The following is a 10,417-nucleotide window of genomic DNA, read 5'->3' as shown; positions in this document are numbered from 1 at the left end:
CACCCAACCGGGTGCTTTTTTATTGCGAAATTCTGGAGAAATAAAATGTCTGAAACTCAGTCTGCCGTTGGGGTTACGGCAGCAACAATAACGCAAAAAGTAACAGCAACTACTGGTGTGGGGTCGTTTATCGGATTTATAGCCAAAATTGATGTTATTGCGTGGGGTGGTTTATTTATTGCGGCACTTGGTTTGGTTATTCAAATTTATTTTGCAATTGCCCGTAATCGCCGTGAGAGAGTCGAGCACAAATTAAGAAAGGCTGAATATGAACTTCGGATCGAAAAGTTAAAAGGTGACTGTAATGTCAAACAAGACTAAATATTTCGCAGCATTCTTAGCAGCTTCGGCTGCTTTTTTTGTGGGCGTAAAAAACGATGAAGGGTTTACATCAAAGCCAGTAATACCCGTCAAAGGGGATCGTCCAACACAGGGCCATGGTTCAACATTCAAACCAGATGGCTCACCCGTAAAAATGACGGATCCACCTATTACACGCGCTACCGCAGATAAATGGTTGCGTAATGATGTGGCTAAACGTGAAGTTGCATTTAAAGATTCATTGAAGGGCGTGAAATTATCACAAACTGAATATGATCTTTATTTGGATTTTTCTTATCAATACGGTGTACCTACATTCGCAAAATCATCAATTCTTAAAAACTTAAAACTAGGTAAATACAGAGCAGCTTGTGACTCATTACTTAAGTATAAATTCGTTGCAAAGCGTGATTGCTCAATTCGTAAAAATGGCTGCTATGGAGTTTGGACCAGACAGCTTGAACGACACGCGAAATGTATAGGGGTTAATTCATGACATGGATTTTAAACAATAAGCGCTGGTCATTAATCATTGTTTTGTCAGTTCTTTACTTAATCCAGATTGGGTACACAAACCACTTAGCTGGAAAAATTAACCAAGCCGATCAAAAGTGTTTGTCGCAGATCCAGAAAATTGAAAAGAAAAACTTAGAGGCCCTTGCCGAAAAGCAAAATCAGATCAATAAAGTGAGCGCAGACTATGAAAAAGTCAAAGCAGAGCAAAACACCAAAGTCGAATATATTGAGCGTGAAGTGCAAAAGATCGTGGAGCGTCCTGTTTATAAGTCTAGCTGTATTGATGATGACGGGATGCAGCAACTCAATGAACTCATTAAAGCCGGCAATACCAGCTAATCTCATTCAGCCATGCCCTAATTTAAGTGAAATTAAGGGTACAACTGGAAAAGATTTAATGATCTGGTCAGTTGATACAGTTGCAAAATATAATGATTGCAAAGCAAGACACGGTGCGATTGTGAAGGCTCTTGAGTAAGATCCTTTATTAATGTGCAATTATTTGCTCAATAATCTGGATAATTGCACATTTTGAGCAAAATTATTCTCAACTGTATTCTCTCGAGGTTTTATCATGCAGCAATTAATGATTATGGTCACAGAAGTTGGAAAGCTTGAGCATTCGTGTAATTTGCTTGCTGAGGTAAACAAAGGCGGTAAAGTTTTAAAGGTTTTCGACTACAACGGCAATCAATTACCAATAAGCATTGATGGAACCGTGACATTTAATAGACGCCGTTGGGAGCTTCCCATTAAAGTAGATTTAAAATAATTTTGAATGTGGTTTAAAAATACGTAAAACAAGACAAATGCAGTTTTAAAAAATAGTGCAACAAAAGTGTAGCAATTTTATTTAACCTACTGATTTACATAAGTAACAACCGCTCTAAATTGGGCGCTTTTTTTACAACAAAAATTGATAAATTTAGTTAAATAGTGCTTTTTCACGCTGTAAAGTTTGATATAACTAAATACGCTTTAGAAAAACAAGATAGTGAAATTTTTTTGTCTGTTAACAAAAAGTCTAGTTTCGGTATCTTTAAATATTGAATAAATTGTTGGGAATCCTAGTTAGAATTATAATATTTCCTATATAGAAAACTTTATCTTTGTCAATAGTTTTGCAAGGGAAAATGCTTACTATTTAGGAATGTGATATTAGTATTCAGCTTAATTTAAATCGGTATACTAGGATTCTCTTGGTATAAAAAGTAGCAACTTCAGGAAAGACAATGACTGCACGTATTCAAAAAGGCAAGTTAGCGATTGCTAAAGAACTTTACGATTTTATCGAAAATGAAGCTTTACCAGGTTCTGGTTTAGATAGTGAAACTTACTGGAAGAACTTTGAGCAAGTTGTTGTCGATCTTAGCCCAAAAAATAAAGCATTATTGGCTAAGCGTGATGAATTACAAGCAAAAATTGATGAATGGCACCGTAACAACAAATTTGAATTAGGTGCTTATAAAGCGTTCTTAACTGAAATTGGTTATTTATTGCCAGAAGTTGAAGATTTTCAAATTACTACTGAAAACGTAGACGAAGAAATTGCGTTGTTGGCAGGACCACAGTTAGTTGTACCTGTACGTAATGCACGTTATTGCTTAAATGCAGCAAATGCCCGTTGGGGTTCTTTATATGATGCACTTTATGGCTTCGATGTAATTTCTGAAGAAGGTGGAGCTGAAAAGGGTAAAGGATATAATCCTGTTCGTGGTGCAAAAGTTATTGAGTTCGCTAAGAATTTCTTAAATGAAGTTTTCCCGCTTGCTCAAGGTTCACATGCAGATGCAACAAAATATGCAATTGAGCAAAATAAACTTGTTGTAACTTTGAAAGATGGTTCAAAAACAGGTTTAGCCCATGAAGCTCAGTTCGTTGGTTTCAATGGTGAAGAAGCAAATCCTTCAGAAGTTGTACTTTTAAGTAATGGTCTTCATGTCATTATCGAAATTGATGCAAATAGCCCAATTGGACAAACTGATTCAGCGGGTGTTAAAGATTTAACATTTGAAGCGGCAGTTACCACAATTCAAGATTTGGAAGATTCTGTTGCTGCTGTTGATGCAGAAGAAAAAGTTGAAGGTTACCGTAACTGGTTGGGTTTAATGAAGGGTACACTTCAAGAATCTATTGAAAAGAACGGTAAAACGATTGTTCGTGATCTAAATAAAGATCGCGAAATTAAAAACTTAATTGGTGGTACAACAAAACTTCATGGTCGTTCACTTATGTTACTTCGTAACGTAGGTCACTTAATGACTAACCCAGCTATTTTGGTAGACGGCGAAGAAATTTTTGAAGGTATTATGGATGCATTGGTAACTCCATTGTTATCAATTGCTGATATCCGTAGTACAAACGAAAATAAAAACTCTCGTAAAGGTTCTATGTATATTGTTAAGCCAAAAATGCATGGTCCTGAAGAAGTTGCATTTGCTGTAGAGTTATTTGAGCGTGCTGAAAAGGCGATTGGATTACCAACTAAATCGTTAAAAATCGGTATTATGGATGAAGAGCGCCGTACGTCTGTAAACTTGAAGAACTGTATTGCTGCTGCAAAAGACCGTACGATCTTTATTAATACTGGCTTTATGGACCGTACGGGTGACGAAATCCATACTTCTATGGAAGCTGCGCCAGTTGTTCGTAAAGAAGCGGTTAAAACACAAAAATGGATTGCTGCTTACGAAAACCGTAACGTTGCAATTGGTTTGAAATGTGGTTTACAAGGTAAAGCACAGATTGGTAAAGGCATGTGGCCAAAACCAGATAGCATGAAAGATATGTTAGCAACTAAAGCTGCACATCCAAATGCTGGTGCTTCATGTGCTTGGGTTCCATCTCCAACTGGTGCGGTACTTCACGCCATGCATTATCATCAAGTGAATGTAAAAGCACGTCAAGATCAGTTAAAAGCTGAAGAAATGTTGTCATTAAATGACTTGTTAACCCCGCCGTTTGCACCAGAAACAAACTGGTCAGCAGAAGAGATTAATAATGAGCTTGAAAATAACTGCCAAGGTATTTTAGGTTATGTTGTTCGTTGGGTTGACTTAGGTGTAGGTTGTTCGAAAGTCCCTGATATTAACAACGTGGGCTTAATGGAAGACCGTGCAACATTACGTATTTCTTCTCAACACGTTGCGAACTGGTTACGTCACGGTATTGTGACTCGTGAACAAGTTGAAGAAGTGCTTAAACGCATGGCAAAAATTGTTGATGAGCAAAATGCGAATGATCCATTGTATAAACCAATGGCAGCTAACTTTGAAACAAATATTGCTTTCCAAGCAGCTTCTGATCTTATCTTCAAAGGTTGTGAACAGCCTTCTGGTTATACTGAGCCTTTACTTCATGCTGCTCGTTTGAAGTTAAAGGGTTATACAGGTGATTAATTTCATCCTGTTTTGAAAAAAGCCTCTTCGGAGGCTTTTTTATTTTCGGTATATTTTGTGCTTATAGAAATGGAATTTATAGCTAAAAGGTTTTGAATTTGATTAGTCTAAAAGATCTCGATCGTGAGAATTGGCTTCTATGCGCAAAATTATCATTAGATGATTCTCAAAAGGACTATGTCGCATCAAATGTATATTCTATTGCTGAGTCTAAAGTCGAGGAACACTATTGCCCAAGAGTGATCTGTTTTAATGATGAGGTGGTTGGGTTCTTAATGTATTGTGTGGAAATTGATCCCCCTGATGAGACATTATTTTGGTTGTTTCGATTTATGATTGGCAAAGATCATCAAGCTAAAGGTTATGGTACCTTAGCGTTGCAAATGGCAATTGATGAAATGGCTGCAAAAGGAGCTAAGCGTATTCGAACAATGTATAAATCATCCAACTATGTGGCTGGAAAACTTTATAAAAGAAAGGGTTTTCAAGAAACTGGAGAATATGATGAGTGTGGAGATATTATTTTAGAGTTGAATATTTATAATTAAAAAAAACGCTAACTGAAGATTCAAGTTAGCGCAGGAGTTAATAGAATTAAATATATTGAAAAGCAATATTAGTTACTGCTCACAATTCCAATTTTAGTGACACCTAAACGTTGTGCTGTAGCCATGACCATCGCTACATTCTTATATTCAGCCATCTGGTCTGGTTTGAGTTTGATCTGGTCTTGATCTTTTTTAGCAACAACACCTTGAAATAAAGTCTCTAGTGCCTTTCGGTCAGAAACCTCTTGGTTATTCCAAAATACTTTGCCTACTGCATCAATTCTTACATCAATCACTTCAGGTGGCTTTTCATTTGTTGGTGGCGGTGTGCCATTTGGCAAATTAATATTAATCGCGTTGTTTGGTGTAGGTATGGTAATAATAAACATAATAATGAGTACCAGCATGACATCAATAAGGGGTGTCATGTTGACTTCCAACATCACATCATCATCATTATTTGAACCGACATTCATACCCATAAAATTCTCCTTAAGTTAATTACGGGGAAGCTGGAGGGGTAGTAACAAAAGCAATTTTGCCAATACCAGCTTCTTTGGTCGTACTAATGACCTGATCTATCGCTTCAAAATGGGTAAGCTGATCACCCCGGATATGAACTTCTGGCTGAGGTCGTTTTTGTGCAACTGCTTGAAGTTTTGCCAGCAATATTTCTTTACTAGGCACATAACTTTCGTTCCAGAAAATATCGCCTTTCTTATTTACTGACAGTTGAATATTTTCAGGCGTGGTTGCATATGGAGTATTTTTTTCTTCTGGTAGTTTCACTGGAACCGTATGTGTGACTACCGGAATAGTAATAAGAAAAATAATAAGTAAAACCAACATGACATCAACTAAAGGTGTCGTGTTAATTGTGCCAATCATTTCGTCATCATCTTCAGAACCAACACTCATACCCATAATGTTTGCTCCTGATTATTTAATACTGCGATTAACTGAATTATTGGTATTAATTTCACCGCTTAATAAAACCGCGTGTAAATCTGAACCAAATGAACGGACATTTTCCATAACTGCTTTATTGCGGCGAGTAAGCCAGTTGTAACCAAGTACAGCAGGTACTGCGACTGCAAGACCAATCGCTGTCATAATAAGAGCTTCACCAACGGGCCCTGCAACTTTATCGATAGATGCTTGACCTGAGATACCGATGGCTGTTAATGCATGATAAATTCCCCAGACCGTACCAAAAAGACCAACAAATGGTGCGGTAGAACCTACTGTTGCTAAAAAGGCTAAACCACCACCTAAATGATTTTGTATTTTCTCAATTGCGCGTTGAATTGAAATGCTCACCCATGTATTAAAATCGATTCGTTCAAGTAAAGAACCGCCATGTGATTTAGTTGAATTAATGCCTTTTTCTGCAATAAAGCGATAAGCGCTACTTTGTTCTAAACCTTCTGCAGCATTATCAAGGGAAGTCGCTTCCCAGAAATGTTTTTCAGCTTCTTTGCCTTGGCGTTTGACTTTACCTTGCTGCAATAGTTTAGAGATGATGATGTACCAAGTTCCAATCGACATGAGTACTAATATAAATAAAGTAGACTTAGCAACTAAATCACCTTCACGCCAAAGCGCTTCTAGGCCATATGGGTTTTTAACAGTTTCACTCGTTGCTGGCTTTGGTGGTGGAGTAGGAGTTGCAGCATTTGAAGTTGTCTCAGCGGTTGCTGTTGCAACTGGAGTATTAGTTTCTTCTGCAAAAACCGAGCTTAATGGAAGTAAAGAGCATGCTGCTATTAAACTTGCAGAAGCGAAACGAACTAAGGGTTGAGTTGATTTTTTCATCATATATCTCCAATATTTTTTAATTTCTTGCTAATTCAATTGTTTATTCAATTACAAATGGATATTCAATTTCATACCAGTCTTGCTGAGGTACGCCATCTTTCATTGCTGGTTTAAACGTACATAAGCTGTAAGCTTTAGTGGCCGTCTTATCTAAAATTTTGCTACCACTCGATTTTTTTACTTTGGCATCAATAACTTTGCCGGATGTATCAACTAAAACACGTATGCGCACCGTACCTTGTTCTTCATTCATAAGTGCTTCGCGTGGATATTCTGGTTTTTCACAGCCAGCTGAACCCTCTGAAACACCACGACTCACACCAGCTGGTTTTGGTGCCGGCGCAGCAGCCACTGGAGCAGGTGCAGCAACAGGGCTTGGAGATGGGGTACTAGGTGCCGCGGGAGCTGGGGTAGCCACTTTAGTTGGTTGAGTTACTGGAGTTGTTTTTTGTACAGGTATCACTTTTTCGACCTGTTTCACTGGCTCAGGAACCTTGGCAACTTTTTCTACCATTTTTGGTGGCTCAGGTGGTTTTTCCTTAGGTTTTGTCTCTTCCGGCTTTGGTGGAGGAGGTGGCTTAATATCCTGAATAATTTGTAATTCCACAGGTTTTTCTGCTGGTTTTTGAATATTGTTTGCTAAACCTGACATCAGAATATAGGCAACAAGAAGATGCAGAAAAATGACTGCAGCAATACCAATTAAGCGTTTGGCAGATTTATTTTCTATGTCTGTAAAAGTCATGCCCATAGTTACTCCTGAAACTGTAGACAAACAATTTTTAAAATGACTGTTTGGCTAAGAGTGAGTATTTGTTCTGCAAACTAACCGTTGAGAGTTATATTTGCAGAACAACCATTTAGAACTTATATGTACCTCGTACAAAGTAAGTACGTCCTAAAGGATCGGCATAACGTGGGTCATATCCCATTTGGAAGTTGTCACCAACATTTGACGCAGGAGGGTCTTCATCAAAGATATTCTTAATGCCTGCTGTAACTTCTAGATTTTTGAAACCTTTGTAGGTGCCTGAAATATTATAGGTTGTATAGTCGCTCACTTTGTGATTTCGATAGTCTGCCTTAACTGAAGAACTTGAATTTTGATCCTCATAACCGCGTGAAAAATTTTGTTGTAGGTTTAAAGCCCAATTCTCATAATTCCAATTTAGGTTTGCAGTATGTTTCCAGCGAAGAATAATAGCTTGGTAGTCTAGACCGCTATAAGTGCCTGCAACACTTTTCCATTCACCATTTTGCTCGGCTTGATATTTGTAATCCGTAATATATGTTCCATCGATATTGAAACCAAAACGACCTGTAGCAGTCATTGGAGAAACCCAACTTAAGCCCACATCGAAACCAGATGTTTTAATTCCACCTAAATTTTGTTGTGTTGTAATAATATAATCTAATGAACCATCAGGATTACGTACAAATTTGTCTGCATATTTCACAGGGTCATCAAAAATAGCAGTTTCTGAAAGCGTAGCAATTTGCTTGTCTACTTCAATATTGAAATAGTCGAGAGTCAAGGCTAAATTTTTAATTGGTTCAAATACTAAGCCAGCAGTAAAAGACTTTGACTCTTCCGGATCAAGACTTTTATTTCCCCCATTTTGTCTATCAAATTGCATATTACAATCACGTTCTCTTACACCACCTGGTTTTAATACATTACCTGGGCAGAGTACGGGATCATAATAGTATCCACCTGTATTGGTTACTGAGTTTGGTCCATTCACTTCCCAAAGTGTGGGAGCTCTGAAGCCCGTGCTATAAGTCGTACGGAACATTAACTGTTTAATAGGTTCCCAACGAAGTGCAAATTTTGGATTAAACGTATCGCCAAAATCGTTGTAGTCATCATAACGAGCAGCGATTTGAGCTTCTAAAGTTTTATGAAGGGGGATATGAAATTCGGTAAATACCGATTTAATATTACGATCGCCAGTATTTACTGGTTCATCAGGATCTACGCCTGTACTAGGTGCAACTCGGGCAACATCAGTAACGACTTTTGAGGTCCAATCTTCATAACGATAGCTTGCTCCAACTGCAAAAGCCACTTCTCCTGCTGGTAATTTAAATATAGGTCTACTTGCAGTGAAATCGACAGTAGTTGTATCTAGGTTAGCTTTTAAGTATTTACCTTCAACTCCTAACTCATTCCATACATTAGCATCTTCAGGGTTTTGTGGTCCGAATGGGTTTAAAATACCATTGTTTAAAGCTTCTTGTGTTTTATCAAAATTTAAATAGCCACTTACGATAGCATCCGATGCACTACTATGAGCATAGGTAACCCCGGAGTTAATATCCCAACCATGAGTTTCACCCTCAATACCCGCAAATAATCTATGTGATTGATTAATACTATTACTTACACGATTACCCGATTGTGAACGTAGATATAGAGGGATAGTTCCAGTAGCGCCTGCTAAAGCTGGAGTGATTCCTTTACCTGGATAATATTTACTACTAGGATCAAGCGTCAAATCAAAAAATACATCTGGTGCGACTGACGTTGTAACTTCATTTCTTGCATATAAATATTCTGCAATCGCATTAAAGTTATCGTTCAGTTTAAATGTAGCTCGGCCCATAGCTGAGATGTCTTCTGTCTCTGGAACAATACCAATTACTGCTTGGCTGTTATATTTACAAATTTGACCATCAGTCTCTACTAGAGGGTTATTACCACAACCTGTAGATGCATAGGGATTACCTAATCCAGGTACATTGGCAGGGAATGAACCACTACTAGTTTTATGGATTCCTAATTCAGGTAATATGCCTCCACGTCGACTAACTTTACGGTCTTTGGCCATGACATCACCGCCTTTGCGATAGTCCACAACACCAAAAACATTGTAGCCATTTTCATCTAAATCACCGAAGCCGCCAAAGATACTGTAGTCTTGTTGCTCACCGCCTTTTTGTTCTGGTTTTTGATAGCCAGCAGTCAGATTAAGTCCTGTAAACTGTTTTTTGGTAATGAAGTTAATTACCCCGCCAATTGCATCAGTACCATAAATGGAAGAGGCACCATCTCGTAAAACCTCAATACGGTCTAACATTGCGAGTGGAATAATATTTAAGTTGGTAACGCCACTGTCATAGGCGTTTGCAGCCAATCGACGGCCATTAAGTAAAACAAGTGTCTTATTGGCACCTAAGGCTCTAAGGTTCGCTGCTGAACCCACCGTCTTACTTGCGCCTACATTACTTGCAGTCACAAAGTTCGATTGGTTTGCACTGATCTTTGCTAATGCTTCCTCTGTTGTTGTTACCCCTTGTTTTAAGATTTCATCAACTTTTACGATGGTAATGGGGGAAGCACTTTGTGCTGCAACTCCTTTGATTGAAGAACCTGTAACGGCAACTTTTACGACTTTTGTTGGTTTTTCATCAGTATTTGATTGTTCAGTTTCTGCTGCCTGTGCCAGGGTAAGACACATCATACTTAAACTAAGGGTGCTTAATTTAAGAATTGTTTTGCTGATCTTGGGGGTTGCCTGAGATCGAACATTGTATTTTTTTTTCATCGTGGATTTGATCCCTTTTTGTTGTCGTTAGCGATATTGCTGGAAAGTTTTTAAGCAAAGCAAGTGCCAACTATATATTTTTCTTTTTTTAGTTTATGCAAGATATTGATATATATTGATTTTATTATGGTTTGGTAAGTCGATTCATCTTTTATTAAACAAAAATAAATTTTCCGTTTGGAAAATTTTTTAATGTTGGCTAAAAGTTTCAAATTTATTTGTGTAAAAAATATACATTACTAGACTCTTCACATGCTTATTAAATAAA

12 protein-coding genes are annotated in these 10,417 nt (G+C 37.8%); 7 read left to right on the top strand and 5 right to left on the bottom strand.

Translation table 11 applies throughout. The features are described from left to right. The first annotated feature begins 45 nt into the window (after positions 1–45). The 7 genes from RFW85_RS06330 to RFW85_RS06300 all read left to right on the top strand — a co-directional run bounded on the left by RFW85_RS06330 (position 46) and on the right by RFW85_RS06300 (position 4,783). On the top strand, positions 46–321 hold the full coding sequence (locus RFW85_RS06330) for a holin (RefSeq protein WP_032061915.1): 276 nt from the start codon (positions 46–48) through the stop codon (positions 319–321). Further along, positions 305–817: a glycoside hydrolase family protein gene (locus tag RFW85_RS06325; RefSeq protein ID WP_195197075.1), complete on the top strand. Its 513-nt coding sequence runs from the start codon at positions 305–307 to the stop codon at positions 815–817. Before RFW85_RS06330 ends, RFW85_RS06325 begins: the two co-directional genes overlap by 17 nt. After that, positions 814–1,176 (top strand): hypothetical protein, encoded by a 363-nt coding sequence (locus tag RFW85_RS06320; RefSeq protein ID WP_000219865.1) that lies wholly within the window; start codon positions 814–816, stop codon positions 1,174–1,176. Before RFW85_RS06325 ends, RFW85_RS06320 begins: the two co-directional genes overlap by 4 nt. Further along, positions 1,145–1,315 (top strand): hypothetical protein, encoded by a 171-nt coding sequence (locus RFW85_RS06315; protein ID WP_171059547.1) that lies wholly within the window; start codon positions 1,145–1,147, stop codon positions 1,313–1,315. The genes RFW85_RS06320 and RFW85_RS06315 overlap by 32 nt, the downstream gene beginning before the upstream one ends. A gap of 96 nt (positions 1,316–1,411) precedes the next feature. After that, positions 1,412–1,609 (top strand): hypothetical protein, encoded by a 198-nt coding sequence (locus tag RFW85_RS06310; protein WP_309171251.1) that lies wholly within the window; start codon positions 1,412–1,414, stop codon positions 1,607–1,609. Positions 1,610–2,069: 460 nt separating this feature from the next. Beyond that, positions 2,070–4,235: a malate synthase G gene (locus tag RFW85_RS06305; protein WP_309171250.1), complete on the top strand. Its 2,166-nt coding sequence runs from the start codon at positions 2,070–2,072 to the stop codon at positions 4,233–4,235. 98 nt (positions 4,236–4,333) lie between these two features. Continuing rightward, on the top strand, positions 4,334–4,783 hold the full coding sequence (locus RFW85_RS06300; protein ID WP_170248491.1) for an N-acetyltransferase: 450 nt from the start codon (positions 4,334–4,336) through the stop codon (positions 4,781–4,783). 68 nt (positions 4,784–4,851) lie between these two features. Here RFW85_RS06300 and RFW85_RS06295 read toward each other — a convergent pair whose 3' ends face one another. The 5 genes from RFW85_RS06295 to RFW85_RS06275 form a co-directional block, all read right to left on the bottom strand. Further along, a complete protein-coding gene (locus tag RFW85_RS06295; RefSeq protein ID WP_032057008.1) occupies positions 4,852–5,265 on the bottom strand; it encodes a biopolymer transporter ExbD in 414 nt (137 codons plus the stop codon). Positions 5,266–5,284: 19 nt separating this feature from the next. Further along, positions 5,285–5,707, bottom strand: a complete 423-nt coding sequence (locus tag RFW85_RS06290; protein ID WP_002118000.1) for a biopolymer transporter ExbD — start codon at positions 5,705–5,707, stop codon at positions 5,285–5,287. Between the two features lie 15 nt (positions 5,708–5,722). Next, positions 5,723–6,601 carry a MotA/TolQ/ExbB proton channel family protein gene (locus RFW85_RS06285; RefSeq protein ID WP_081309901.1) on the bottom strand — a complete coding sequence of 293 codons (879 nt, stop codon included), beginning with the start codon at positions 6,599–6,601 and terminating at the stop codon, positions 5,723–5,725. A gap of 40 nt (positions 6,602–6,641) precedes the next feature. Beyond that, a complete protein-coding gene (locus RFW85_RS06280) occupies positions 6,642–7,352 on the bottom strand; it encodes an energy transducer TonB (RefSeq protein ID WP_170248492.1) in 711 nt (236 codons plus the stop codon). A gap of 109 nt (positions 7,353–7,461) precedes the next feature. Beyond that, on the bottom strand, positions 7,462–10,149 hold the full coding sequence (locus RFW85_RS06275; protein WP_216076540.1) for a TonB-dependent receptor: 2,688 nt from the start codon (positions 10,147–10,149) through the stop codon (positions 7,462–7,464). Between the last annotated feature and the right edge of the window lie 268 nt (positions 10,150–10,417).

Origin of the sequence: Acinetobacter sp. 12966, assembly GCF_031196995.1 — a bacterium.
GTDB lineage: Bacteria > Pseudomonadota > Gammaproteobacteria > Pseudomonadales > Moraxellaceae > Acinetobacter > Acinetobacter geminorum.
The sequence above is the reverse complement of the archived record's forward strand: the minus strand, read 5'-3'. Positions and strand labels throughout refer to the sequence as shown.